The organism is Cohnella algarum (assembly GCF_016937515.1).
GTDB lineage: Bacteria > Bacillota > Bacilli > Paenibacillales > Paenibacillaceae > Cohnella > Cohnella algarum.
This window is the reverse complement of sequence record NZ_JAFHKM010000002.1, coordinates 5538211-5565045: the sequence shown is the minus strand read 5'-3', so window position 1 is coordinate 5565045 and position 26835 is coordinate 5538211. Positions and strand designations below refer to the sequence as shown.

26 protein-coding genes and 3 pseudogenes are annotated in these 26835 nt (G+C 57.7%); all 29 read left to right on the top strand.

All coding sequences use genetic code 11. The features are described 5' to 3' along the window. Positions 1-10 precede the first annotated feature (10 nt). The 29 genes and pseudogenes from spoIIIAG to JW799_RS25085 all read left to right on the top strand — a co-directional run bounded on the left by spoIIIAG (position 11) and on the right by JW799_RS25085 (position 26804). Positions 11-658: a stage III sporulation protein AG gene (spoIIIAG, locus tag JW799_RS25220; RefSeq protein ID WP_080838353.1), complete on the top strand. Its 648-nt coding sequence runs from the start codon at positions 11-13 to the stop codon at positions 656-658. Positions 659-744: 86 nt separating this feature from the next. Further along, positions 745-1485: a SpoIIIAH-like family protein gene (locus JW799_RS25215; protein WP_080838356.1), complete on the top strand. Its 741-nt coding sequence runs from the start codon at positions 745-747 to the stop codon at positions 1483-1485. Positions 1486-1626: 141 nt separating this feature from the next. Further along, positions 1627-2118 (top strand): acetyl-CoA carboxylase biotin carboxyl carrier protein, encoded by a 492-nt coding sequence (gene accB, locus JW799_RS25210; RefSeq protein ID WP_080838359.1) that lies wholly within the window; start codon positions 1627-1629, stop codon positions 2116-2118. Between the two features lie 54 nt (positions 2119-2172). Next, entirely contained in the window at positions 2173-3534 is a 1362-nt protein-coding gene (gene accC / locus JW799_RS25205) for an acetyl-CoA carboxylase biotin carboxylase subunit (RefSeq protein ID WP_205432256.1), read from the top strand. A gap of 150 nt (positions 3535-3684) precedes the next feature. Further along, entirely contained in the window at positions 3685-4092 is a 408-nt protein-coding gene (locus JW799_RS25200; protein WP_080838365.1) for an Asp23/Gls24 family envelope stress response protein, read from the top strand. Positions 4093-4233: 141 nt separating this feature from the next. Further along, a complete protein-coding gene (gene amaP / locus JW799_RS25195) occupies positions 4234-4797 on the top strand; it encodes an alkaline shock response membrane anchor protein AmaP (RefSeq protein ID WP_080838367.1) in 564 nt (187 codons plus the stop codon). 14 nt (positions 4798-4811) lie between these two features. Then, the gene (locus JW799_RS25190) at positions 4812-5042 is read left to right on the top strand and encodes a DUF2273 domain-containing protein (RefSeq protein WP_080838370.1); all 231 of its coding nucleotides are present in this window, start codon (positions 4812-4814) and stop codon (positions 5040-5042) included. Between the two features lie 141 nt (positions 5043-5183). Beyond that, positions 5184-5606, top strand: a pseudogene (nusB, locus tag JW799_RS25185) (transcription antitermination factor NusB); the annotation flags it as partial. A 73-nt stretch (positions 5607-5679) separates the two neighbouring features. Beyond that, positions 5680-6531, top strand: coding sequence for a bifunctional methylenetetrahydrofolate dehydrogenase/methenyltetrahydrofolate cyclohydrolase FolD (folD, locus tag JW799_RS25180; protein ID WP_205432254.1), 852 nt, complete (start codon positions 5680-5682; stop codon positions 6529-6531). 55 nt (positions 6532-6586) lie between these two features. Next, on the top strand, positions 6587-7951 hold the full coding sequence (gene xseA, locus JW799_RS25175) for an exodeoxyribonuclease VII large subunit (protein WP_080838373.1): 1365 nt from the start codon (positions 6587-6589) through the stop codon (positions 7949-7951). Continuing rightward, positions 7941-8252 (top strand): exodeoxyribonuclease VII small subunit, encoded by a 312-nt coding sequence (gene xseB / locus JW799_RS25170; protein WP_080838376.1) that lies wholly within the window; start codon positions 7941-7943, stop codon positions 8250-8252. The genes xseA and xseB overlap by 11 nt, the downstream gene beginning before the upstream one ends. A gap of 5 nt (positions 8253-8257) precedes the next feature. Beyond that, the gene (locus tag JW799_RS25165) at positions 8258-9169 is read left to right on the top strand and encodes a polyprenyl synthetase family protein (protein WP_080838379.1); all 912 of its coding nucleotides are present in this window, start codon (positions 8258-8260) and stop codon (positions 9167-9169) included. Between the two features lie 559 nt (positions 9170-9728). After that, positions 9729-11618: a 1-deoxy-D-xylulose-5-phosphate synthase gene (gene dxs / locus JW799_RS25160; RefSeq protein ID WP_205432252.1), complete on the top strand. Its 1890-nt coding sequence runs from the start codon at positions 9729-9731 to the stop codon at positions 11616-11618. Beyond that, entirely contained in the window at positions 11618-12469 is an 852-nt protein-coding gene (locus JW799_RS25155) for a TlyA family RNA methyltransferase (protein ID WP_205432249.1), read from the top strand. Before dxs ends, JW799_RS25155 begins: the two co-directional genes overlap by 1 nt. 215 nt (positions 12470-12684) lie before the next feature. Beyond that, a complete protein-coding gene (locus JW799_RS25150) occupies positions 12685-13152 on the top strand; it encodes a hypothetical protein (RefSeq protein ID WP_080838385.1) in 468 nt (155 codons plus the stop codon). Then, positions 13149-13598, top strand: coding sequence for a transcriptional regulator AhrC/ArgR (gene ahrC, locus JW799_RS25145; RefSeq protein ID WP_080838388.1), 450 nt, complete (start codon positions 13149-13151; stop codon positions 13596-13598). The genes JW799_RS25150 and ahrC overlap by 4 nt, the downstream gene beginning before the upstream one ends. A gap of 39 nt (positions 13599-13637) precedes the next feature. After that, complete coding sequence (gene recN / locus JW799_RS25140) at positions 13638-15323, top strand: DNA repair protein RecN (protein WP_080838390.1); 1686 nt, start codon at positions 13638-13640, stop codon at positions 15321-15323. Positions 15324-15447: 124 nt separating this feature from the next. Then, entirely contained in the window at positions 15448-16776 is a 1329-nt protein-coding gene (gene spoIVB, locus JW799_RS25135; protein ID WP_205432248.1) for a SpoIVB peptidase, read from the top strand. Positions 16777-16985: 209 nt separating this feature from the next. Continuing rightward, positions 16986-17798 carry a sporulation transcription factor Spo0A gene (gene spo0A, locus JW799_RS25130; RefSeq protein WP_080838394.1) on the top strand — a complete coding sequence of 271 codons (813 nt, stop codon included), beginning with the start codon at positions 16986-16988 and terminating at the stop codon, positions 17796-17798. A 289-nt stretch (positions 17799-18087) separates the two neighbouring features. Further along, a complete protein-coding gene (locus JW799_RS29425; RefSeq protein ID WP_205432245.1) occupies positions 18088-18648 on the top strand; it encodes an ANTAR domain-containing protein in 561 nt (186 codons plus the stop codon). Further along, positions 18638-19684: pseudogene (locus tag JW799_RS29005) on the top strand (ethanolamine ammonia-lyase reactivating factor EutA); the annotation flags it as partial. The gene JW799_RS29425 and the pseudogene JW799_RS29005, both read left to right, overlap by 11 nt. Next, positions 19636-20124, top strand: coding sequence for an ethanolamine ammonia-lyase reactivating factor EutA (locus tag JW799_RS29420; protein WP_205433087.1), 489 nt, complete (start codon positions 19636-19638; stop codon positions 20122-20124). The pseudogene JW799_RS29005 and the gene JW799_RS29420, both read left to right, overlap by 49 nt. Further along, a complete protein-coding gene (locus tag JW799_RS25115) occupies positions 20121-21482 on the top strand; it encodes an ethanolamine ammonia-lyase subunit EutB (RefSeq protein ID WP_205432243.1) in 1362 nt (453 codons plus the stop codon). Before JW799_RS29420 ends, JW799_RS25115 begins: the two co-directional genes overlap by 4 nt. A 36-nt stretch (positions 21483-21518) precedes the next feature. Continuing rightward, positions 21519-22292: an ethanolamine ammonia-lyase subunit EutC gene (eutC, locus tag JW799_RS25110; protein ID WP_205432241.1), complete on the top strand. Its 774-nt coding sequence runs from the start codon at positions 21519-21521 to the stop codon at positions 22290-22292. An 18-nt stretch (positions 22293-22310) separates the two neighbouring features. Next, a complete protein-coding gene (locus JW799_RS25105) occupies positions 22311-23219 on the top strand; it encodes an acetamidase/formamidase family protein (RefSeq protein ID WP_205432239.1) in 909 nt (302 codons plus the stop codon). Between the two features lie 7 nt (positions 23220-23226). Further along, positions 23227-24341 (top strand): annotated as a pseudogene (gene ald, locus JW799_RS25100) (alanine dehydrogenase). Between the two features lie 97 nt (positions 24342-24438). Continuing rightward, positions 24439-25065, top strand: coding sequence for a GntR family transcriptional regulator (locus JW799_RS25095; protein WP_205432237.1), 627 nt, complete (start codon positions 24439-24441; stop codon positions 25063-25065). A 102-nt stretch (positions 25066-25167) separates the two neighbouring features. Then, positions 25168-25989: a carbon-nitrogen hydrolase family protein gene (locus JW799_RS25090; protein ID WP_205432235.1), complete on the top strand. Its 822-nt coding sequence runs from the start codon at positions 25168-25170 to the stop codon at positions 25987-25989. 35 nt (positions 25990-26024) lie between these two features. Next, complete coding sequence (locus JW799_RS25085; protein ID WP_205432233.1) at positions 26025-26804, top strand: HpcH/HpaI aldolase family protein; 780 nt, start codon at positions 26025-26027, stop codon at positions 26802-26804. The last annotated feature ends 31 nt before the right edge of the window (positions 26805-26835 follow it).

Here is a 26835-nt window from a genome sequence, read left to right as displayed (position 1 = left end):
GGGGTGTTCCATGGCAAAATGGCTGCAGCAGTTGGAAACGTTCATCGGAGGAGGACCGGGAGGACCGCGCCGGGTCAAGGCGTTCCGCTGGCTCGTGCTGATTGGGCTCATCGGAGCCGCCCTCATTCTCGTCGCCAATCTCCTCAACGTGAAGACGATCGATCCGTCGGGCGACAAAGATTACGCTCCGCTGGGCGACAACGATTCGCCCGAGCAGCAGACGATGACCGCGGGAGCGGCCCGGGTCGACGATCCGTTCGTCGAAATCGAAACGACGCTGGAAACCCGGCTGAAGGAGATGCTCGAAAACATGGTCGGCGTCGGGACGGCGGACGTGATGGTTACCGTGGAATCGACGGAGGAGACGGTCGTTCAGCAGAACGAACGGGATACGTCGACGATTACCGAAGAGTCCGACCGCAACGGGGCCAAGCGGCACATTACCGACGTGACGAGGGACGGCCAGGTCGTCCTGTACGAAGTGTCGGGCAGCCAGACGCCGATCGTGGTCAAGAAAATCAAGCCTCGCGTCCGGGGCGTGCTGATCGTAGCCAAAGGCGGGGAAAACGCCACCGTGCACAAGCTGATCGCCGAAGCGGTTTCCCGGGGACTGGACGTCCCGATCCACCGGATATCGGTCGTTCCGCGCAAGCAATAAGGAGACGAAATAAACGCACAATCGAATAACGCAGCCCATCCGGGGCGGTTCAAAAAAAGCCCAAAATCCAAGGAGGCAAGGAGAGCATGAACAACAAAAGGCAAACGATTTGGCTGGTGTCGATGCTCAGTTTGATGGTCATTCTGTCGGCATACTACCTGTTTACGGAGGACGTCAATCCGGCCGGACAGACGGCCGACCAGGCCGGCGGGTATGCCCAGGCGGATCCCGGAAGCGGCGTGGAAATCACGCAGGTCGACGGAGCATACGGCGATGAAACCGAAGCCGGGGCCTCCCCGTCCGCCTCTCCCGATTCGCAAACGGGCGCCGAAGAGCCTTCCGAATCCGGCGATCCGGCTTCCGGGAGCGAGCCGTCGCCGGAAGCGGGAAGCGCGGGCGAAGAGTCGGCGGCGGAACCCGAAACGGGCGGTCCGGAGGACGAAGCCGTGCTGAACGGAATGAACAACAATTTGGGCGGCAGGGAATATATCGATCGGATCGCGCTTGAAAGATTGGAAAATTACTCGCAAGAGCAGGAACGGCTGAACGCGATTATCGCCGACAGCAAAAACACGACGCCCGAGGAAGCCCAGTCCGCGATGGAGGAGCTGAGCCGGCTCGACGCGATCGAAGAGCGGATGACTTCCCTGGAGGAAAAGTTGGTCGCCACCTACGGCAACGTCGTCGTGGAAGAGGAAGAAAGCAACTACAAGGTGGTTGTTCAGGCCGACAAGCTGGAGAAGGACGAAGCCGTAACCATCGTCGAGCTTGCCATGAAGGAGCTGGAGGTTTCGCCCGACAGGCTGACCGTGCAATACATTCCTTGAACGAACGGCGCGCTGCGGCAAAGAGTTCGGCCATAAGGCCGGACTCTTTCCATTTCAGTCGAATGTGATATAATAACTTCGTTATGGGAACGAACAAGCATGGCCTGCAAAGGAACCCCGAACCAAGGAGTGTCCGAGACAATGTTTAAACTTAGCGAAATCAAAGAACTGATCAAATTGGTGGATCAAACGTCCGTTCAAGAGCTGGAAATCGAAAACGAAGGGGCAAGGCTCGCCATTCGCAAACCGGGCCGGACCGAAGTCGTCAACGTGCAAACGGCTCCGGCGGCACATACATACTTGCCCGCGGCGGCATCCGCGCCGGCCGCGGCGCCCGCCCAAGCGGCGGCTTCCCCGGAAGCGCCCAAGAGCGAGTCTTCCGAACGCGAAGGCCTGCACAAGATCGTTTCCCCGATGGTGGGAACGTTCTATCGGGCTCCTTCTCCCGATGCCCCGAGCTTCGTCAATGCCGGCGACAAGGTGACCGAGAAGACGGTCGTTTGCATTTTGGAAGCGATGAAGCTGATGAATCCGCTGGAAGCGGAAGTGAAAGGCGAGATCGTCGAGATTCTGGTAGAGAACGGACAATTGGTCGAGTACGGCCAACCGCTGTTCCTCGTCAGACCGGAATAAAGGATTTCCGGCTTTCGAGCGTCAACTGGTATCAACGAAGGGGGATCTCCTGTTTTGAAAATCCATAAAATTTTGGTGGCCAACCGCGGCGAGATTGCCGTCCGCATTATCCGGGCGTGCCGGGAGCTCGGAATTTCGACCGTCGCGGTCTATTCCGAAGCCGACCGCGAATCGCTGCACGTCCGCTTGGCCGACGAAGCGTACTGCATCGGTCCGACGGCCTCCAAAGACAGCTATTTGAACTTGACCAACATTATGAGCGTGGCTACGCTGACGGAATGCGACGCGATTCATCCGGGCTACGGCTTCCTGTCGGAGAACGCCGACTTCGCGGATATTTGCGAAAGCTGCAACATCACGTTCATCGGCCCTTCCGCCGAAGCGATCAGTCGGATGGGCGACAAGTCCGTGGCGAAGCAGACGATGAAGGAGGCCGACGTTCCGGTCATCCCGGGTTCCGACGGCCTGGTCGAGGATCTGGACGAAGCCGTCCGGGTAGCGCGCGAGATCGGGTATCCGGTCATCATCAAGGCGACGGCCGGTGGCGGCGGGCGCGGCATTCGCCTTGCGGACGACGAAGAAATGCTCGTTCGCGAGATTACGACCGCCCAGCAGGAAGCCCAGAAGGCGTTCGGCAATTCCGGCGTCTATATCGAGAAATATTTGACCGGCATGAAGCACGTCGAAATTCAGGTCATCGCCGACAAGCACGGCAACGTCGTTCACCTCGGCGAACGGGACTGCTCGGTGCAGCGCCGGCGCCAGAAGCTCGTCGAGGAAGCGCCGTGCCCGGTCATGACGCCGGCCCTCCGCGAACGGATGGGGCAAGCCGCCGTACGGGCGGCCAAAGCCGTCGACTATTGCGGCGCGGGCACGATCGAGTTTTTGCTGGGTCCCGACGGCCAATTTTATTTTATGGAAATGAATACCCGCATCCAGGTCGAACACCCCGTCACCGAAATGATCACGGGCGTCGACCTGATCAAGGAAATGATCTCGGTCGCGGAAGGAGCGCCTCTTTCCTTTGCGCAGGAAGACGTCAAATGGGACGGTTGGGCGTTCGAATTCCGGATCAATGCGGAAGATCCGGAACGCAATTTCATGCCGTCTCCGGGGCGCGTCGGCTTTTATTTGCCGCCCGGCGGTCCCGGCGTGCGCGTGGACAGCGGCGCTTACACCCACTACACGATCTCGCCGCATTACGATTCGATGATCGCGAAGCTGATCGTCTGGGCGCCGACGCGCGGCGAAGCGATCGCTCGCGGACGGAGGGCCCTCGCGGAGTTTTTCGTGGAAGGGGTCAAAACGACGATCCCTTTTCATCTGAAGCTGCTGGATCATCCCCTGTTCCAAAAAGGCACGTTCGATATCAAGTTTCTCGAAGAACACGATATCTATGATCCCGGTTTGTCATAATCAACGCGCAATGCTATAGTATGAATAATAAAGAGGTGCATGGCCCAATCCGGCATGACGGCCCAGCCGCCATGCCGAGGGCTGCCGGCGCCTCTGACAGCCGATGCTTGGGCGAAGAGCCGTACCATTTTGAAGGAGGTGGATTCACGAATGGAAACATTGGTGACCGATTACGAACGCACGGAAATGGGTACCATTCAAATCGCGCCGGAAGTCATCGAGGTGATCGCCGGTCTCGCGACGGTCGAAGTGGAAGGCGTTGCCGGAATGAGCGGCGGTATCTCCTCCGGAATTGCGGAACTTCTCGGACGCAAAAATTTGTCCAAAGGCGTGAAAGTCGAAGTCGGCCAGCGCGAAGCGGCGGTCGACGTCAATATCGTCGTCGAATATGGCAGGCGCATTCCCGAAATCGCGGCTGAAATTCAGCGCAACGTCAAGCGTTCGATCGAAACGATGACGGGGCTGAACGTGGTGGAAGTGAATGTACATATTCACGACGTTCATTTCAAAACTCCGGAGAAACCGGAAGAAGACGATTCGCATGCGCGTGTCCGATAGCGCCCCCCGGGATTCCCTGAGGTAAGCGATTACCGGAATGCGGATGACGGCGCCGTAGCGGCCGAACCCAGGGGGAGGCCGAGCTTCGGCGCCTTTTCGTAAGGCGGGGCATACGCGCGTCGAGACTGGAGGAGACTGTCGTTGATTAGAATGCTGGACAGGCTGCTGTTATTTTTATACACGCTGGCGGTGGGCGCCGCTTCCGTAATCGCCGTCGTCGTCGCGCTGGGCGGCTTCGATACGGAATGGCTGAAGCAGTTCGTCGAGGAGGCCGCGGGAGGCTACCGGGCGGTTCAGGCATCGGTCATCGCGGTCGGCGTCGTGCTGTTTTTGATCAGCTTCCGGCTGTTCGTCGTTTCGTTTCGGCGCACCGGCGGCTCGTCCGAGTCGATCACTCAGCGCACCGAGCACGGAGATATTCGCATTTCGGTCGAGACGATCGAGAATTTGGCGCTCAAGGCCGCATCCCGTTCCCGGGGCGTCAAGGATTTGCGCGCGCGGGTCCGCGCTTCCGAATCCGGCCTGCAAATCATGATCCGCGCTTTCGTCGACGGGGAAAACTCCATTCCTTCGATATCCGAAGAAATGCAAAAAGCCGTATCCGAACATTTGGAGCAGACGACCGGAATTCCCGTTTCCGAGGTTTCCGTCTTTATCGCCAACGTGACGCAGTCGCCGACCACGTATAAAAGCCGAGTGGAATAGGGGGACGGCCGCCCATGTGGAAAGAATGGCTGGAAGCCTACGGAGGACGGGCGCTTGGCATTTTGGCGGGACTTTTTTGCGCGGTCATCTATTTAATTAGCGGATTTTGGGATATGCTGTTTTGTATATTGCTTGTCGGTTTGGGATATGGAATCGGATATAACAAAGACAAGAAGCGGGGCCCTCTGCTGCCGTGGGACCGGCTGGTCTCCTGGATGTCCGATCGGTGGCCGTGGCCGCGCTGATTCGCAAGCCGTGAAGCCTTCTTGCCCGAAGCGGCGCCTCGCGCCGCCATCCCGTTTCGGGATCGGGCGGGACGGCTCGTCGTTTTTTCTGAATGCTATTTCGGTTGGCCCAAAAAACAAGTTGTCGAAGCGGGAGGATTCATGAAGCGCAGATTGGCAAGGGAAATTGCGGTGCAGAGCCTGTACCAGATGGAAATGAACGGCGTGGACGCGCAGGCCGCGGTGGAGACCGTTCTGACGGAAGCGCGCGAAGAAAACGAAATCGGCGCGAACGTCGAAGACGTCGGCGCGGTCGACGGGTTTACCCGCGAGCTGGTAAAGGGCGTTACGGCCCACCGGGAAGAAATCGACCGCTCGCTGGCCCGGTATTTGACCGGATGGCAGGTGGATCGCCTGTCGCGGGTGGACCGCCAGATTTTGCGGCTTGCGGCTTTCGAGCTCGCCCACCGGAAGGAAGTGCCTCCGAAGGTTGTCGTAAACGAAGCGATCGAGCTGGCGAAGCGCTTCGGCACGGACGAATCCGGCAAATTCGTCAACGGCGTGCTCGGACGCATGCTGCGCGAGACGGGGGCGGAAAGCCGGAATCCGCAAAAGATCCGAAGCCCGAATTCGAAACGAATGGCGAGGAGGAACCGCAATGAGCGCAAAGCTGATCGAAGGCAAAAAAATTTCCGACCAAATCCGGGCGGAAATCAAAGACGAAGTCGCAAAGCTGAAAAGTTCGGGCATTCAACCGGGGCTTGCCGTCATTCTGGTCGGGGAAGATCCGGCGTCCCAGGTTTACGTTCGCAATAAGGCGAAAGCTTGCGAAGATCTCGGCTTTTATTCCGAGGTGCACCGCCTTTCCGCGGAGACCTCGCAAGCGGAATTGCTGGAGCTGATCGGCCGGTTGAACGCCCAAGACAGCGTGCACGGCATTCTCGTGCAGCTGCCGCTGCCGAAGCATATCGAGGAGAAGGCGGTCATCGACGCGATCGCGGTCGAAAAGGACGTGGACGGCTTTCATCCGGTCAGCGTCGGCAATATGGTCATCGGAGACGACGCCTTGCTGCCTTGCACGCCGGCGGGCGTTATCGAGCTGCTGAAGCGGACGGGCAACTCTCCCGCCGGCAAGCATGCGGTCGTCATCGGACGCAGCAACATCGTGGGCAAGCCGGTTTCGCTCCTGCTGCTTCGGGAGCATGCGACGGTGACGATTTGCCATTCGCGCACGCCGAATCTGGCGGAAGTTTCCCGCCAAGCCGATATCGTCGTGGCGGCGGTCGGCGTTCCGAAGCTGGTCAAAGGCGACTGGATCAAGCCCGGAGCCGTCGTGATCGACGTCGGCGTCAACCGGCTGCCTGACGGCAAGCTGTGCGGCGACGTGGATTTTGCCGAAGCTTCCGAAGTTGCGGGCTGGATTACGCCGGTTCCGGGAGGCGTCGGGCCGATGACGATTACGATGCTGATGAAAAATACGCTGAAAGCGGCATTGGGCAAAGCCAAGTAAACGAAATACAGACGCAAACGGTCGCGTTCGAAGCCAAGGAGAGGAGGCGGCGCGTTTGGAGCCTTCGCGCGTGCTGAGCATCCGCGATGTGAACCGGTACATCAAGCTGAAGCTGGAAGGAGACGCCAAGCTTCAGGATATATGGATCCGGGGGGAAATCTCGAATTTCACCCATCATTCGAGCGGACATATGTACTTTACGCTCAAGGACGAAAGCGGCAGACTGAAAAGCATCATGTTCGGCTCGTACAATCAGCGGCTGCCCTTCCGGCCGAAGGACGGCATGAAGGTGCTGGCGAGAGGCGGGGTGTCCGTCTTCGAGCGGGACGGCCAGTACCAGTTTTACGTTACGGCGATGCAGCCGGACGGCGTCGGCAGCCTTTATCTCGCTTTCGAGCAGTTGAAGCGGAAGCTTGGCGAGGAAGGCTTGTTTTCCGAGGCGGTCAAGCGGCCGATTCCCCGATACCCGAAAGCGATCGGCGTTATTACGTCGCCGACGGGGGCGGCGGTGCGGGATATTATCATTACCCTGCAAAGGCGGTTCGCGTCCGTCCCGGTGCTTCTCTATCCGGCATCGGTCCAGGGGAAGGCGGCGGCGGCCTCGATCGTGCAGGCGATCGAGGCGATGAATCGTCTCGGCGAGGCCGACGTCCTGATCGTGGGCCGCGGGGGCGGATCGCTCGAAGAGCTTTGGGCGTTCAACGAGGAAATCGTCGCCCGAGCCATTCGCGCGTCGGCCATTCCCGTCATTTCGGCGGTCGGCCACGAAACGGATTTCACGATCGCCGACTTCGTCGCCGATTTGCGCGCGCCGACGCCGACCGCGGCCGCGGAGCTCGCGGTTCCGCACGCGGCGGAGCTGCGCCAGACGATCGAGTCGCTGCGGCGGCGAATGGACAAATCGCTGCGCTTTAAGCTTGTCCATTCGCGGGAACGCTGGCAGCGCGCGGCCAAGTCGCCGTATTTTTTGCAGCCGAAGCGGGCGTTGCTCTCGCAGGCCGAACGGCTCGACCGGCTGCGGGATCGGCTGCAGTTCCGCGCCGAGGGGCGATTCGCCCGGTCGCAAGAGCGGCTTGCGCGGCTGGCGGGCCGGTTGTCGGCCGCAAGCCCGCGGGCGCAAGCGTCGTTCGCGCGCAAGCGGGCCGATGCGGCTGCGGCCAGGCTGTCGCAGTCGATGCGAAGCGTGCTGCGCGAACGGCAAAGCGGCTTCGGCGCGCTCGTTCGCCAGCTTGACGCGCTCAGCCCGCTCAAAATTATGGGCAGAGGCTACAGTCTCGTCTATGACGAACAGGAAGAAGCTATCATTCGTTCGATAGAGGAAGTTCAGCCGGGAGACCGGGTCAAAGTCCGCTTGGCGGACGGAACGCTGGATTGCCAAGTATGGGGATTGCAGGAGGAGGGAGTCGGGAATGAGCCTTAAACCGGAACGGGAAACGGCAGGCGCGGAAACGGCGGCGAGCGCGGATGCCGCGCAGGCTATTTCCTTCGAGGAAGCGATGGAGAAGCTGGAGGAAATCGTGGCCCGCCTCGAGCATTCGGACGTCCCGCTGGAAACCGCCATCGAGCTTTATCAGCAGGGAATCGCATTGTCCAGGCTTTGCGGGCAGAAGCTCGAACAAGTGGAAAAAAGGATCGAAATGCTGATGGAGGACGAAACCGGATTTCAGCGCAAGCCGTTCGCGCCTTTGCAGGGCGAGGCCGAAGCGGATAAAGGAGAGTAGCGGAAGTGACGGTATCTGGCAACATCGAAGCGTATATCAAGGCTTTGCGAGAACGCGTCGAAGAACGGCTTCGCGAAGCGATACCGGCCGAATGGCGCATTCCGGCCCCGCTGAGGGACGCGGCCGTTTACTCGCTGGAAGCCGGGGGCAAGCGCCTGCGGCCGATATTGGTTTTGGCGTCGGCGGAAAGCGTCGGCGGCGACGAGGGGATCCACGCCAGGGCGATGCCGTTTGCCGTCGCCGTCGAAATGATCCACACCTACTCGCTCATTCACGACGACTTGCCGGCGATGGATAACGACGATTTTCGCCGCGGACGTCCGACCAACCACAAAGTGTTCGGAGAGGCGATGGCGATTCTCGCCGGCGACGGGTTGCTGACGCACGCCTTCTTCGTCGCTTCGCAGGCGGCTTCTTTGGGCGTTCCGGCAGACCGGGCGCTCGCCGTCGTTTCGGAGCTGGCCCGGTTTGCGGGACTTTCGGGCATGGTCGGCGGCCAAGCGAGCGATATGCTGGGAGAGCAGGGAATCACCTCGCTCGAGGAGCTCGAGTCGATCCATTTGCACAAGACAAGCGACCTGATCGCGTTTTCGTTGCGGGCGGGGGGGCACGCGGCCGAAGCGGAAGCCGACAAGCTGGCGGCGCTCGAGCTGTTCGGCCGCAATATCGGCCTCGCCTTCCAAATTCAGGACGATATTTTGGACGTGATCGGCGACGAGGGGAAACTGGGCAAACCGCTGAAAAGCGATGAGCGCCAAGGCAAAGTGACGTACCCGTTTCTGCTTGGGCTGGACGCGAGCCGGGAGCGCGTGTCCCGTCTTACGGAAGAGGCGATCGAGGCGGTAATGGCCGCGGGTTTTGCCAAGCCGGAATTGCTGGCCGGCATCGCGCGCTCCATCATGAATCGGGATCACTAGCCGTTGCACCGGTTTAAAAGAATTTGCGCTTTATCCGGACTGCCCGGCGAGCGGATGTCGACGTTGTCGACGCGCCGGGGCGGTCTTTTTTTTGGCCGTGCCGAGCGCCCATGGATGAGGATCCTTGCCTTTGACGGCTAACGCCAGTCGGGGGCGGAAAACGGCAGGTGATCGTTTTTGCGTGCAATCGCCGAACTCACGCCGAATTCACCCGGAACCCTTTCGAACCTTTGAGGATACACAAACTTCCACCCCAACTTGCGAACTAGAAACCGGGCCGGATCCTCGCGCCAATCTTGAATTAAAGTTTCCGAACCGAAGTATTCAACCCGTACAAATAAACACTTCGCCTTGCAGCAAAATCCCGGAACGATTTTCACGGTTAAACGTATGGAATGGGATACCATAACCGCAGCGGACCGTCGCGGGGGCTTGCGTCCGCATTTCGTCAAGATCTGCCAAGCTTGGCCCCGTATTGGGCATTTGTCTGCCGCATGTGTTATAATGATATCAAATTTTGTAACGTACACGGACTTATCCGGGAAAGCGGGGAACTCCATTGCTGCTCGACCGTATCGACAGCCCATCTGATCTTAAGCAGCTTTCCTTAGCCGAGCTGCCTCAGTTGGCGCAAGAAATCCGCCAGTTTTTAATCGAAAATTTATCCGCGACCGGCGGGCATCTCGCGCCGAATTTGGGCGTCGTCGAATTGACGCTCGCGCTCCATTATTTGTACGACAGCCCGCGGGACAAATTCATTTTCGACGTCGGCCATCAGGCCTACGTTCATAAAATTTTAACCGGCCGCAAAGACCGCTTCGGCACGCTGCGCCAGAAGGACGGCCTGTGCGGCTTCGTCAAGCGTTCCGAAAGCGAGCATGACGTATGGGAAGCCGGGCACAGCAGCACTTCGCTGTCGGCCGCGGCCGGCATGGCTCTTGCGCGCGACTTGAAGGGCGAAAGCAACAAAGTGATCGCCGTGATCGGGGACGGCGCGCTGACCGGGGGCATGGCGCTCGAAGCGATGAACCATATCGGTCACGAGAAGCGCAATCTGATCGTCGTCCTGAACGACAACGAGATGTCGATCGCGCCGAACGTAGGCGCTCTGCACAACTACTTGGGCAAGGTTCGTTCCGACAAAACCTATCGCAAAGCGAAGGACGAATTCGAAACGCTCGTCCGCAAAATTCCCGCCATCGGCGGCAAGCTGGCCAAGACGGCCGAACGGCTCAAGGACAGCCTGAAATATTTGGTTGTCCCGGGCATGCTGTTCGAGGAATTCGGGCTCAAATATTTCGGGCCGGTCGACGGCCACGATATCGAGAAGCTGGTCGAGGCGTTTCATCAAGCCGAGAAGGTGAACGGTCCGGTTCTCATTCACATCCTCACGATCAAGGGCAAAGGATATTCGCCCGCGGAAGCGGATTCGTTCAAATGGCACGGCATCACGCCGTACAAGATCGAATCCGGACAAGTCGTCAAGTCGGTCGGACCTCCCGTTTATACAGACGTCTTCGGCAAAACGCTGATCGAACTCGCGGAGCGGGACGACCGCATCTTGGCGATTACCCCGGCCATGCCGGGAGGTTCCGGACTGCTCGGTTTCGCGGAACGCTTCCCGAACCGGATGTTCGACGTCGGCATCGCGGAGCAACATGCCGCCACGATGGCCGCAGCCATGGCGCTGGAAGGCATGAAGCCGGTATTCGCCGTCTATTCGACGTTCCTGCAGCGCGCCTATGACCAGGTAGTGCACGATATTTGCCGCCAGAAACTGAACGTGGTGTTCGCGATCGACCGGGCCGGCTTTGTCGGCGCAGACGGGGAGACGCACCAAGGCGTGTACGATATCGCATTCTTGCGGCATATTCCGAATATGGTCATCATGATGCCGAAGGACGAGAATGAGCTGCGGCACATGCTCAAGACCGCGGTCGAATACGAGGACGGCCCGATCGCCGTCCGTTATCCGAGGATCAACGGACTTGGCGTCCCGATGGATCCGGAGCTTCGGCCGATCCCGATCGGCAGCTGGGAAACGGTTCGCGACGGGGATTACGCCGCCATCATCGCGATCGGCCCGATGGTTCAAGTCGCGGAAGAAGCCGCGGAACTGCTGAAGCGCGAAGGCATTCAGGCCCGGGTCGTGAACGCCCGCTTCGTCAAACCGCTGGACGAGGAGATGCTGCTCTCCTTGGCCAAGGAAAACATCCCGCTGCTCGTGCTCGAAGAGGGATCGGAGCAAGGGGGACTGGGCGGCGCCATTCTCGAGTTTTACGCATTGGCGGGCCAGCAGCACATCTCGGTGGGCATGCTCGGCGTTCCCGACCGTTTCATCGAGCACGCGACGATCAAGGAACAGCGGGCCGAAGTCGGGCTGACGCCCGAAAACGTCGCGCAGGAGCTGCGCAAGCGCGTCGTCCGCAAGCGCCAGAGAGCGACGTGATGAACGTACCCGTCAAGGAACGGCTCGACGTTTTGCTTGTGGAGTTAGGCTATTTCGAAAGTCGCGAAAAGGCGAAGGCGGCGATTATGGCGGGGCTCGTTCAAGTCGGCACGGAGCGCGTCGACAAGGCGGGGACGAAGGTGCCGCGCGACGCCGCCATCGTCGTCAAAGGAGCGCCCCATCCGTATGTCAGCCGCGGGGGGCTCAAGCTCGAGAAAGCGATCCGATTTTTCGGGCTCGATTTGAAGGATGCGGTTATGCTCGACATCGGCGCCTCCACCGGAGGGTTTACCGATTGCGCGCTTCAGAACGGCGCGGCATTCGTCTACGCGGTGGATGTCGGGTACAACCAACTGGACTGGTCGCTGCGCCAGGACGAGCGGGTCCGGGTCATGGAACGGACGAATTTCCGTCATATGACCGCGGACCAGTTGGACGGGCCGGCGCCGGCATTTGCGACGATCGACGTTTCGTTCATCTCGCTGAAGCTGATTTTGCCGACGCTGGCCGAGCTGCTTCAGTCCGGCGGCGGGACGGTCGCGCTCATCAAGCCCCAATTCGAGGCAGGCCGCGAGCAAGTAGGCAAATCCGGCGTCGTCCGGGATCCGGGCGTTCACGAATCGGTGCTGATCGAAGTGCTGGCTCACGCGGAGAAGCTTGGATTTCGGCTGCAAGGGCTGACCTATTCCCCGATTACCGGGGGCGAAGGCAACATCGAATTTTTGGCCTATTGGCGGCTTGAAGCGAACGCTTCGGAAACGTTAGAGGACGAAAGTTCTCCGGATTCCGTTCCGTCGCTCGTTCGCTCGGTCGTGGACGAGGCCTCGAACGCTTTTCACCGCAAAGGTTGATCTTAGCACGAAATAAGCAAGGGAACATCTGTCCCGGAGCTGCCGAAGAACGGCCGGATCGAATAACCGGTTTCTCGCGGGCATGCTCCGTTTTTGCGTTCCTTCGCGGAAAAAAGGAATTCAGGGCTTGCGGCGCGAACTACGATTAGATGCGGCGAACCTCCAGGAACTCGACAATCGATAACGCCGACGTTCGATGCGGAGGGGGAGCGATCGTGGAGCGGTTCGGCGATTGGCTGTTGTTTTTGACGGTTGCGGGGCTGCTGGTCTGGTGGCTGGCGAGGCGGCTGCATTTGTGGCTGTTAGAGCCGCCCAGCGCCAGGCTTCGGAAGCTCGCGCATGCGGGAGAAGTGGAACCGGCCGATGCGGTAACGCTGCTGGAAGAGCACGGTTACGAGGTGTTGTCCGGCAAGCATCGCATTCCGCTTCGCGTGACCGTCGACGACTTTCCTTCGCAGCCTACGCGCCTTTATTTCGATTATTTGGCCAAAAAGGATCAACAATACTATTTAGTCAAGCTCGAACGGCCCCGAAAGCCGACCGAGTGGAGCGCCAGCGGGCTCAGGGAGCGTCTGCTGCCTTATGCTCTGCTGTTTCCGGAAAGCGCGGGGATTATCGTTGCCGATCCCAAAGAACGGACCGTGCGTACGGTGCGATTTAAAGTGGAGGATGACAAGGAATGAAAGTTCAACGACAACGGCAAATTCGGGAAATGATCGGCAAGCGGGAAATCGAAACGCAGGAGGAATTGGTCGAAGCGCTGCGCAACGAAGGCGTTCATGTGACACAGGCGACCGTTTCCCGCGACATCAAGGAAATGCAGCTGATCAAAGTGCCCCTCGAAGACGGCCGATATAAATATTCGATGCCGCAGGATCAGCGGTTCAATCCTGCGCTGAAGCTGAAGCGGGCGCTGCTCGACCATTTCGTTCAGGCCGATGCCGCCGAAAATTTGGTAGTCGTCCGCTGCCTGCCGGGAACGGCCAACACGATCGCCGCGTTGATCGACGGCATGGACTGGCCGGAGGTGCTGGGCTCGATCGGTGGCGACGATACGACGCTATTGATCTGCAAGTCGAAGGAGCAGGGACCCGTGATGGTCAAGCGGATCCATGAAATGATGCAATAAAAGCGCAGGCGTCAGCAAAAGAGGGGAGGCCGCAAGGCAATGCTTCGGGAGCTGTCTATTCGCAATTTGGCGGTAATCGAACAGGTTACCGTAGGGTTTCATCGCGGATTTCACGTGTTGACGGGAGAAACGGGCGCCGGTAAATCGATGGTCATCGATGCGATGGGGCTTATCGCCGGGGGAAGAAGTTCGGCGGACATGATTCGGCACGGGCGCGACCGCGCGGTCATCGAGGCAAGCTTCGACTTGCCGGAAAATCATCCGGTATGGGCGACGCTGAACCGATTCGGAATCGACGCGAATCCGCGCGAAATGCTGTTGATTCGCAGGGAAATTTTGCTGCACGGCAAATCTTCCGCGCGGCTGAACGGCCAAAGCGCGACGCTGTCGATGCTGCGGGAAGTCGGCGAGCATCTGGTCAATATCCACGGGCAGCACGAGCACCAATCGCTGCTGCGAACGGATCGGCATCTCGAGTGGCTGGATCAATACGCGGGAGACGAAATCGTCCCCGACAAAAACGCCTACGCCGACAAGTACCGGCGATTCCGGCAAATCGAGCGCGAGCGCAAGGAGCTCGAGGAATCGTCCCGCCAGCAAATGCAAATGCTCGACCTGTACCGGTACCAATTGGAAGAAATCGAAGAAGCCCGGCTTATGCCGGGTGAAGACGAATCCCTGGCCGACGAGAAACGCAAACTAAGCCATGCGGAAAAGCTGGCGGATTCCGTATCGGAAGCCTACGATTTGCTTTACGGTTCCAAGGGGCTTGCCGTCCTTTCGCGGGCGATCGCGCGGCTCGAGGACATCGTCAAAGTCGATCCGGCGAAAATCGGTCCGCTCGTGGAGCAGCTGCAATCGGCCTATTACGGCGCGGAAGACGCGGCGTATCAATTGCGCGGGTACCGCGACCAAATCGAATTCAATCCGGAACGGCTCGCCTTTATCGAAGAGCGGCTGAATTTGCTGAGCGGATTGAAACGCAAATACGGGGAAACGATCGAAGATATTCTGGCCTACCGGAAACGAATCCAAGCCGAAACGGACAAGCTGGAAAATCGCGACGAACGGCTTCAGCAGCTTGCGGACGAACAAGAAAAGCTCGAGCGCGAGCTGTCGCAGCTTGCCGATCGGCTGACCTCCATCCGAAGAAACGCGGCGAACAAGCTGTCGGCGATCATCGTTCAGGAGCTACGCGATTTGCAAATGGAGCGGGCGATATTCGAAGTCAAGCTGGAGCCTGTTCCGTTTGACGCCACGGGTGCCGACAGCGCCGAGTTTTTGCTGTCGACGAACCCGGGGGAGCCGCCCAAGCCGTTGTCCAAAATCGCTTCCGGCGGGGAAATGTCCCGCGTCATGCTCGCCCTCAAAGCGATTTTCGCCCGCATCGACCGGATTCCGGTGCTCGTTTTCGACGAAGTCGATACGGGCGTAAGCGGCCGTGCCGCTCAAGCCGTCGCGGAGAAATTGTCGCTGCTTGCGAAGCATTGCCAGGTTTTTTCGATCACCCATCTGCCCCAGGTGGCATGCATGGCCGATTATCAGTACGAAATCGCCAAAAGCATTACCGACAACGGAAGAACGGCAACGGCCGTGCGCGAGCTTTCCAGCCAGGAACGGGTGGAGGAACTAGCCCGAATGCTCGGCGGAGTGGAAGTAACGGCAAAAACCCGTCACCACGCTCAGGAAATGCTGGCGCTGGCTAAACGCCTAAAAAACGCGTAACGGCGCGAAAATTTAAAGGTTTAGGAAGCTTTTTGGGAACATAAAAGCAGGGGGGCACGGTTACCTTATAGTTACGTTGCCGGCTGATCGAAATGCCGGAAAGACTGTAAGGGAGCGTGAGAATTTGAACCGAACAGCCTCCATACGACGCAAAATCGGCATCGTTCTCGTTTTATTTCTTTGTCTAGCCGCTTCCTCGGGTCCGATTCGGCATTATGCCGCTTTTCCTGACGAGCTCCGCCTGTTCGAGGGCCAATCGAAGCGGCTTCATTACGCCATGCCCGTCCATGCCCAAGGGAGCCTGGATCCTCAGGTGGCGGTCGTCAACGGCGCGAATCGGGAGCATTTCCCTGTCGATTTGAACAAACCGTTATCGATCGAGTCCAAAAACAGCGGAGTCACGAAACTGAAGCTCCGGTTGTTCGGCAAAATCCCGTTTAAGACGGTTAAGCTGCAGGTCGTGCCCGATTTGCGCGTCGTTCCTGGCGGGCAAACGATCGGAGTCAAAGTCAAATCCGCGGGCATCATGGTCGTCGGACATCATTTGATCCGCACGAGCCCGGAAACCCGGATGTCTCCCGGCGAGGAAGCGAAGCTTCGGCTCGGCGATCTGATTGTCGAGATCAACGGGCAGCCGTTAAACGACGTTTCGAAGGTGGCGGCGCTGGCCGAACAAGCCGGCAAAAGCAACGTGCCGCTCGATCTTGTCGTCCAAAGGGGCAAAAGCCGTTTCCGCACGCAGCTTAAGCCGGCGTTCGATTTGGAGGACAAGGTGTGGAGGCTCGGGCTTTACATCCGGGATTCGGCCGCCGGCGTCGGAACGCTTACGTTTTATGCGCCGGATCAAGGCGTGTACGGAGCGCTGGGCCATGTCATCACGGACATGGATACTCAAACGCCGATCGTCGTCGGCGACGGTCAAATTTTGCAATCGAACGTGCTGTCGATTTCCAAAAGCCAGAACGGCGAACCGGGCGAAAAGAGGGCCAACTTCGTAAAAGAAGGAAAAACGCTGGGAAGCGTGGAACGCAACACATCGTTCGGCATTTTCGGCAAAATGCGCGAACTTCCCGATCACGGCCTTCATCAGAAGCCGGTGCCGGTTGCTTTCGCCGAGGAAGTCGAGGAAGGTCCGGCGGAAATTTTAACGGTCGTCAACGGACAAAAAGTGGAGAAGTTCAACATTCAGATCGTTCATGTCGCCAAACAAACGTCGCCTGCAACGAAAGGCATGGTCATCCGAATTACCGACCCGCGGCTGCTTGAACGAACGGGCGGGATCGTGCAAGGGATGAGCGGAAGCCCGATTATTCAAAAAGGAAAACTGGTCGGAGCGGTAACCCACGTATTCGTTAACGATCCGACTTCGGGATACGGCTGTTATATCGAATGGATGCTGCAAGACGCCGGCATCGTCCTGCAACCGAACCAAACAACATCTAAGGCGGTTTAACGCCTTGGATGTTTGCGTTATTGGGAGAAGCAGGAACTTTTGTCGAAAAAGTTCGAAAAAAGACGTCATTTGGCACAAAACTTCATTATAGAGCATCTCGGATAAAAAATAAAGAAAAAAATTCTAATCAAGAAGGATTCAAAGTGGTCGTGTCGAATTTGGATACACAGAGCAACACTAACCTAAATGTAGATAAGGGAGGACCAACCTTGCAGCGGATCGAAGTATTTCTGGCTGACGACAACCGAGAATTTACGAATTTGTTGTCCGATTACATTGAAGAGCAGGATGACATGACGGTCATCGGGGTGGCGTACAACGGAGAAGAAGTCATCCGCCAATTGGAAGAAAATCGTCTCGTACCCGATGTGATGATTCTCGATATCATCATGCCGCACTTGGACGGACTAGGCGTGCTTGAAAAGCTTCGGGATATGAATTTGTCTCCGATGCCGAAGATTATTATGCTTACGGCGTTTGGGCAGGAGAACATCACGCAGCGAGCGGTTCAACTTGGGGCTTCCTACTACATATTAAAACCGTTCGACATGGATGTGCTCGCCAATCGAATTCGTCAACTGGCCGGATATTCGGCCGTCTCGGCTCCGGTATCGACGTCCTCGATCGCCAGCGTGGCGCGTTCGAACATCGTGCCGATCGGCAAACCGAAAAACCTCGACGCCAACATTACGAGCATCATTCACGAAATCGGCGTACCCGCTCATATTAAAGGGTATCAATATTTGCGCGAAGCGATTACGATGGTGTACAACAACATCGAAATCCTCGGCGCGATTACGAAGACGCTGTACCCGGCGATCGCCGAAAAATTCAAAACGACGCCGTCCCGCGTCGAACGCGCGATTCGCCACGCGATCGAAGTCGCCTGGACGCGCGGCAACATCGACAGCATCAGCCACCTGTTCGGCTACACGATCAATATCAGCAAATCGAAGCCGACAAACAGCGAGTTCATCGCGATGGTGGCGGATAAGCTGCGGATCGAGCATAAGGTGAGCTAAAGTTTTCAATTAAGGAAATCAATGAGTGATTCTCTGCAAACATCGCTTATCTATTGGTTGCGCTTAACCAGCAGATAAGCGGTGTTTTTTCATATCCAGAGTTTTATTTTATCGAATGTTTACCATAATTAATCCCGAAGCCAACCTCGCCTTTATGAATAATTTTTAAATTTCAAAAAAACCATTGCAAAACCACTTTCTCTTACTATAATAAGTTGTATACCGGTTGGAATACAAGTTTGTTTCTATAATTTCAAATATAAATCTAGAAAAAAAGGAGGCCGCTTTTGTGGCGTACACAGCGCTAGCGGCATGCGGGCCCGACTTGACTTCCATACTCAAAGACTGGATACCCTCCGATTGCCGACTTGATCATGAAGCAGTTAGGGGTGAGGCCGTTGTGGAAAGGGCACATGCTGATCGACCGGATTTGATTATTCTGGATATGGATTGGTTGGAAAAAGATGCGCTCAAGGCCGCCGAATTGATCGGGAAGTTTACCGATAGCGCTGTTCTTCTCCTGGCCGGTGAGCGGCAGAAGCACGAGGTTCGCGAAGCCGCAAAGAGAGGGAAGGCGGCCTATGCGATCAAGCCGGAAAGAGGCGGAGAGCTTGCGGCCGCCATCGAAAGCGCCTTGTTTTATCGCCGCAGGCTGCAGGTTTTGATCCAAAAATTCGAGAAACTGCGCTTTCTGCTTCAACAAAATAAAGAGATAGAGCGCGCGAAAGCAAAGTTGATGAAGCAGTTGAGGATTACGGAAGACGAGGCTCATCGGATGCTGCTGCGAACGAGCATGTCCACGGGGATATCCAAACATCGGCTGGCGGGGAAGATGGTTCATGAAACGTAGCTATTCCGTTTTAAGCGTAGGCTTGGATTTGGGAAGCAGCACGACGAAAATGGTTGTCTCCAGGCTCGTCATCGAGCAAACCTCCTCCTATTCTTCGTTGCCGCGGTATGAAACCGTAGGCCGGGATCTTTTGTACGCAAGTCCGGTTATCGAAACGCCCGTAAAAAAAAATTTTCTGATTGCTGTCCAGCCGCTATGGAAGTGGCTTAAAGAGGAGTACGCCAAAGCCGGCATCGATCCGCAGGACATTCAAACCGGGGCGGTGATCATTACCGGCGAAACGGCCCTCAAAAAAAATGCCCGCCAAATTTTGCATCTGCTGGCGGGAAAGGCTGGCAACTTCGTTGTCGCAGTGGCTGGAGACGCGCTTGAGGGCATATTGGCCGGAAAAGGAGCAGGCGTCGCCGCAAGGTCCTCAGCCGCGAGCAGGGAGTTGGCCAATATTGACATTGGTGGCGGCACCGCCAATGCGGTCTGGTTCCGGTCCGGAGCGGTTTCCGATACGGCATGCTTTCATGTCGGAGGTCGAATGCTGCGGCTTACGAAAGAAGGCGTCGTCACCGGGCTTTCTCCTTTTTTCTCCAGATGGCTCCGGCTCCGGTCATTCGAGATCTCGATCGGGCAAACCGTTACCTACCGTCTGTTGGAGCGGATTTTCGGCCGCGTTGCCGTCGAACTGATCAATTTCTTGACAGGAACGAACGTGGCACCGGGTTTCGGAAGCTTGGTACTGAACATGCCTGCGACATCCGCGCTGACACCGATAACCGAATTGGGTTTTTCCGGCGGGATCGCCGAATGCATGAAGGGGCCTCCTCCGCAAGATTTGGAAGCCGTGAGCCGATATGGCGATATCGGTCCTTTGCTGGCCCATATGCTTAAAAGGGAATGTGAGAATAGGGGGATCGTTCCCGTTGTTCCGGAGCAGGCGTTCAGGGCCACGGTGATTGGGGCCGGCACGCAGCACAACGACATCAGCGGGTCGACCTGCTTTGTCGAGAACGTCCTTTTGCCGCTGCGAAATATTCCGATGACACCGCTCCGGCTGGCCGGACCGAGCTTCGCCGAGTCGAAAAACGAACGGTTTGCAGCGCTTGCCGACGAAGCGTTCGGGGGTGGGCGCTGCTTTATGGCGAGTCGAATACGGAAGGGGTGGCTGTCTATATTAGCGGCCCCGCGTATTTCGGCTATGAGGACACCGTCGCGCTCGCCGATGCGCTGGCCGCCGCTTATATCCGCCGCTTCGGCAAAGTCGGAATTCTGATCGTGCTGTGCGAGCTCGATATGGCCAAGGCGCTAGGGCATGCACTAAGCTCCCGATGTCCGGATGGTCCGCAAATTATTTGCATCGATCAAGTCGACGGCAGCCGCGGAGACTACCTGGATTTAGGGATGCCGCTTGCGGGCGGTCTGGCCATCCCGGTAACGGTGAAAACTCTGCTCTTTCACGATTTGCCGAAAGGAGGATCCCTTTGAAAACCGACATCACGCTTAGAGGAACCCGCTATTCGTTTCGCAATTTAAAAGAAGTGATGGCAAAAGCTAACGAGGAAAAGTCCGGAGACCGCCTTGCCGGTCTTGCGGCCTCGGATGCGACAGAGCGAATGGCGGCCAAGCTGGCGATTGCGCAACTGCGGCTTCGGGATTTCCGGGAGTTTCCGCTGCTGCCGCCGGAAGACGACGAGGTGTCCCGCCTGATCGAAGAGGGGGTAGACGAACTAGTCTATGAAGCGGTCAAGGAATGGACGGTGGCGGAGCTGAGGGAACATATCTTAAGCCACGATACCGATTCCGCCGGACTTCTTCGCCTGGGGCAAGGCTTGACCAGCGAAATGATCGCGGCCGTCGCCAAAATCATGAGCAATCTGGATTTGATTGCGGCTTCCGCCAAGATCGAAGTCATCACGACGTGTAATACGAGCATCGGGCAAAAAGGAGTGCTGACCGGAAGGGCGCAGCCCAATCATCCGTCCGACCGGATTCAGGGTATCGTGTCCGCCTTGTTCGAAGCGCTCAGTTACGGGATCGGCGATGCCGTCATCGGCGTGAATCCGGTCATCGATACGTCCGACAGCGTCCGTTCGATTCTGGAAGCGACCAAGGACGCGATGGTTAAGTGGCGCATACCCACGCAGAACTGCGTGCTGGCGCACGTGACGACCCAGATGAAGGCGATCCGCCAGGGGGCGCCGGCGGATCTGATATTTCAAAGCCTGGCCGGAACGGAGACCGGCAACCGTTCGTTCGGCATCGATGCGACGTTGCTTGACGAAGCCGACGAACTGATTCGCGCAAGCGGGACGGCAACGGGGCCGAATCGGTGGTACTTCGAAACCGGGCAGGGCTCCGAGCTGTCGGCCGAAGCCCATCACGGGATCGACCAGGTGACGCTGGAATCGCGTTGCTACGGCCTCGCGAGGAGATACGATCCTTTTCTGGTCAATACGGTCGTCGGCTTTATCGGACCCGAATATTTGTACGACAGCAAGCAAGTTACAAGGGCCGGTCTCGAGGATCACTTCATGGGCAAGCTGCATGGCTTGCCGATGGGAGTCGACGTTTGCTACACGAATCATATGAAGGCCGACCAGAACGACATGGAAAATCTGGGCGTGTTGCTGGCTTCGGCGGGAGTCAACTTTTTGATCGGCGTCGCGATGGGCGACGACTGCATGCTCAACTACCAGTCACTTAGCTTTCACGACATCGCGACCGTCAGGGAGCTGCTGGGGCTTCGTCCGGCCCCGGCTTTCGAACGCTGGCTGACGGACAACGGCCTGATGAAGGACGGGCGGCTGACCGGGCTTGCCGGCGACGCTTCGTTTTTCGCTTAAACCGTTCGTTCTCGAGAGGAGGTGAGAATTTCCGGCATGAAGGACCGAAACAGGGAGACGCCGGAATCAAGCGCGGCCGGAGAAATCCGGTCCTTATCCAATCCGGCGGATAACGCGGCGTTGAGGAAAATGAAAGACGCCACGCCGGCAAGAATTGCCGTGGGGAGAGCGGGCTCAAGGCCGACGACGAGGGAAATGCTGAACTTTCGGGTGGACCACGCATCCGCCGTCGATGCGGTCTACAGCGAGGTTCCCGCCGCGCTGCTCGACCGGTTCGGCCTGCACAGCATTCAAACCGCAAGCTTATCCAAGGAGGACTACCTCCGGCGTCCGGACGAAGGCCGAGTTTTGTCTGCGGCCGGCGCCGAATGGCTGCGCGAAAATTGCGTGCGCAGGCCGCAAGTGCAAATCGTCGTAAGCGACGGGCTAAGCGCTAACGCAATTACCGCGAACCTGGGCGACGTGCTTCCCGCTTTGTACGATTCGCTGACGCATTACGGGCTGAGCCGCGGCACGACGTTTTACGTCGAAAGGGGCCGGGTGGCTTGCATGGACCCTATCGGGGACGCGCTCCAGCCGGAGGCGCTCGTATTGCTGATCGGCGAGCGCCCTGGACTCGTCTGCTCCAGCTCGATGAGCGCGTACATGTGTTACCGGCCCTGTACAGGAACGCTCGAATCCCGACGCAACGTCATCTCGAATATTCATCGGAGCGGCACGCCGCCGGTGGAGGCCGGAGCCTATATCGGGGCCATGCTGAAGGCGATGATCGAACAGGAGACGAGCGGAGTCGGACTCGTAATGCCATAACCGGAAGGAGAGAGAGGTTTGCTCGAAACGATTCAAGATACCCATATTTACAGCTTTTCCAAGGACCATGTCCCCGCATTGACGGTTCGAAGCGGAACCGTCGTTCGGTTTCATACGCTGGATTGCTTTTCCGGTGCGATTTCTTCCCCCGGCCAAACCGTCGAAGGGATCGATTATTCCCGAATCAATCCGGCCGCGGGCCCCGTCCGTATCGAAGAAGCCAAGCCGGGAGACGTGTTGAAGGTCGAGATCTTGGATATCGGTCTTGACGGCCAAGGCGTCGTTACTTCCATCCCCGGCATCGGAACGCTGGAGCACACTGCGCAAAGCGCTGTCCGAACGGTGCCGATTCGTAACGGGAAAGCCCTTTTTGCGGACGGAATCGAGCTGCCAATCCGGCCGATGATCGGGGTGATCGGGACGGCGCCCGCAGAGGGGGAAATCCCGTGCGGCCATCCCGGTCCCCATGGGGGCAATTTGGATGCGAACGTCCTGACGTCCGGCGCGGTATTGTATTTGCCGGTTCGCGCGAAGGGCGCCCTGTTCGCCTTAGGGGATTTGCACGCCGCGATGGGAGACGGCGAAATTTGCGGCGTCGGCATCGAGATTGCCGGTTACGCGGACGTCCGGCTGACGGTGCTTAAAACCGCGTCGGCGCCGGAATGGCCGATCGCGATCAAGGACGGATCATGGTACGCCATCGCGTCCAATCACGAGCTGCTGACGGCCGTCCGGCTGGCGGCGGAAACGATGCAGAAACTGATCGTACAGGAATGGTCGCTTTCGAAAACGGATGCGTACATGCTGATGGGAGTGGCCGGGGACGTGCAGATCAATCAATGCTGCAAGCCTTGCGCCGTCGAGTCGGTCGTCCGCTTCCGCATGCCGCAGCTTGAGGATAGGCCAACCTTATTCCGGGAGGGGTAACATCAACATGAGAATCGGAGTGCCGAAGGAAATCAAAAACAACGAGTACCGCGTAGCGTTGACCCCTGCGGCGACGGCCGCGATCGTTCGGGCCGGCCACCATGTCGCAGTGGAACGGGGCGCTGGAGAGGGAAGCGGCTTCGCCGACGGGGAATACGCCTCCGCCGGAGCGAAAATCGTGCCGTCCGCCGCCGAGGTTTGGCAAGCGGAGATGGTCGTGAAGGTCAAGGAGCCATTGCCCGAGGAGTATGTCCATTTCCGAGAGGGACTTGTCTTGTTCACGTATTTGCATTTGGCGGCAGAGCCGGAACTGGCTCGGGCGCTGACCGACAGCAAGGTAACCTCCATCGCGTACGAAACGGTCGAACGAAATGGGGTGCTCCCGCTGCTCAAGCCCATGAGCGAAATCGCCGGCAAAATGGCCGTTCAGATCGGCGCCCGGTTCCTTGAGAAAAAAGAAGGCGGACGAGGTATTCTGCTTGGAGGCATTCCGGGGGTGCCGAAAGGGAAGGTGACGATCATCGGCGGCGGCGTCGTTGGGGGCAATGCGGCGCAGATCGCGCTTGGAATGGGCGCGGACGTATCGATGCTCGATCTCGATGGCGACCGGCTAGGCGAACTTGAACGGACGTTCGGGGGCGGCTGCAAACGCTGATCTCCAATCCGGCGAATATCGCGAGCTGCCTGGAGCAATCCGATCTGGTTGTAGGCGCGGTACTCATACCGGGAGGAAAAGCACCTAAGCTCGTATCGGAGGCGATGGTGCAAACGATGAAAAAAGGTTCGGTCATCGTCGACGTAGCGATCGATCAAGGAGGCGTTTTCGCGACGGCCGACCGGGTGACGACCCATGACGCCCCGGTTTACGTCAAGCATGGAGTGGTTCATTATGCTGTGGCGAATATGCCCGGAGCGGTGCCTCGTACGTCCACCATCGCCTTGACGAACGCAACGGTTCCCTATATGCTGCAAATTGCCGAACGGGGCGCCGCTGAAGCCGTTCGCGCATCGCATGCCTTGCAGTCGGGGCTGAATACGGCGGGCGGCTTCATGACCTTCCGAAAGACAGCCGAGGATTTGGGCTTCGAATACGTCAATCCCCTGGACGCGTTGGTTTCATAAAAAGAATTGCAAAAGCGGGGGTCTGCTTTTATAATCAACTTATCTTCCCCAAGCTGTATACAAGTTGGTATATAACATAGCAGACAGGTGTGAGTCGATGATCCAGGATAAAAGGAAAGTTCTTCTAAAAGATATCGCTTATGAAAAAATTAAAGAGAAGATGATGAAGGGAGAAGAAGGCTACACCTCCGAAAATACGCTTGTTCAGGAACTGGAGATGAGCCGTACGCCGATTCGCGAAGCGCTTAACCGGCTGCAGCACGAAGGCTTCCTGCGCATCATGCCAAACCGGGGCATCGTGTTTACCGACCTGACCGTAGAAGAGCGAAACGAGCTGATCGAGATGCGCGCAGCCATCGAGACGTACTCCCTGAAGCTCGCGGTACACCAACTGCACGACCGCCACATCGATGAACTGAAATCGATCATCTCTATGCAGGAGGAGGCCTACCGGAAGAACGATTTTTACGAGCTTCTGGAGAAAGATTCGATGTTTCACCATTATTTGCTTGAGATTGTGGGAAACCGTCAGTTCATCAAAATGTACCGGCAAGCGAGGGACAGGCAGTTTACGGTCCGTTCGGGCAAATGGCTGCGAAACAAGCCGGACATACTCGAAATTTTTATTGAAGAGCATCGGAACATTTTGAACGCGATCATCGATAAGGACGCCGATCGTGCCGTCCTCTTGCTGGAGGAGCATTTGAATAAAGGAAAGTTGTAACCGGCTATCTCCAAACATAGAGGGCCGGCAAAAAAACTTTCCAAAAATATCTTGTATACTAATTTGCATCCAAAAAAACCAATCTAAAGGACGTGAAGCGATTTGCCGGCATCCGACTCCCCGCTTCGAATCGTCATGGCCCAATTGGGCTCCGTTTCGGACAAACGCGCGAATTATGAAAAAGCGGCGGCCGCGGTCGAACGGTCGGCTACGCGGTATCAGGCGCAAATGGTCGTATTTCCGGAAATTTTTATGAGCTATTTTCCCGTCGGGACGCCGATTGAAACGATAGTCGAAGACGCAGAAACGCTCGAAGGCCCGTTCACGGCGCAATTGCGGGAGCTTGCCTCCCGCTTCCGGACCTGGCTTGTGTTTGGCATGAAGGAGAAGCTGCCGAATCGTAGCGACCGGGTGTACAACACGGTGGTCGTCGTGTCGGACGACGGCGAAGTGGCCGGCGTTTACCGCAAGACTCATCTGTACGACGCTTTCGGCTTCCGGGAATCGGATTCGATCGAACCCGGCCCGGTCTTGTTCGACCCCATTGACACTCCGTTCGGCAAGCTTGGTGTCTTTGTATGCTACGAGCTGAGGTTCCCCGAAATCGCCCGTTACCAGGCGCTGCGCGGAGCGGATATTATCGTCGTTCCGTCAGGCTGGGTACGGGGGCCGATGAAGGAGTTTCATTGGACGAACCTCGTTACCACCCGCGCCCTCGAAAATACCTTATATGTGGTAGCTTGCAACCAGGCGAGCGATTTTTACACCGGACAGAGCCTGATCGTCGATCCGATGGGCGTGCAGCTTGTCACGGGTCCAGAATCGGAAGCTCTCATTCCTTGCGAAATCGACCTCGGCAGGATCGCAAGCGTTCGGAAAACCCTCCCCTCCCATCGACACAGAAGAACCGAACTTTATACGTAAAAGCGAAATGAGGAACAAGAAGGAGTCCGACTGACATGAATCTGCTTCGTTCGGGGTTAAACGGTAGACAGCCGGCATACGGCATGATTGCGACATTGAAGGACCCGGCCGTTATCGAAATGGCCGGATATGCGGGCTACGACTTTGCGGTGATCGATATGGAGCATACGACGCTGGATTTCGGTACGGCCGAGCATATGCTTCGCGCCGCGGAAGGAGCGGGAATTCATTCGATCATCCGTACGCCCAAAAACGATTACGACGCAATGCTGCGGGTTCTCGATGCGGGAGCGGAGGGCATTATGGTTCCGCATCTGACATCCCGGGAGCAGGCTCAGCGAACGGTCGACACTGCCAAATACCGTCCGTTCGGCAAGCGGGGGCTTGACGGGTCGTCCAGGGCCGCCCGTTACGGAGCGGTGCCGTTTCAGGAGCATTTGAAGCGCCAGAACAATCGGGTAACCGTCATCGGGATGATCGAGGACACGGAAGCGGTGGATCGCATTCGCGATATTGTCGCCGTCGACGGCCTGGATGCCCTGTTCATCGGACCGGCGGATCTGGCCGCATCGCTCGGACACCAGGACCGATTCGATCATCCGGAAGTGATCGAGGCGATGAAGGAGACGGTGCGGATTTCCCGCGAAGCCGGCGTCGGCATCGGCATTCCGGCCTTTACTGCTGACGATGTGGCCCGATATGCCGACTGGGGCTGTACCTTTTTCACGATACCGCCTATCGACGTCCTTTTTTTCACCCAGGCTTTAAGCTCTCATCTTGCCGGCATTCGGCAGCATGATTTTGTGGTCAAATAATTAAAAATTCAAAAAAATCAATCGAAATTTC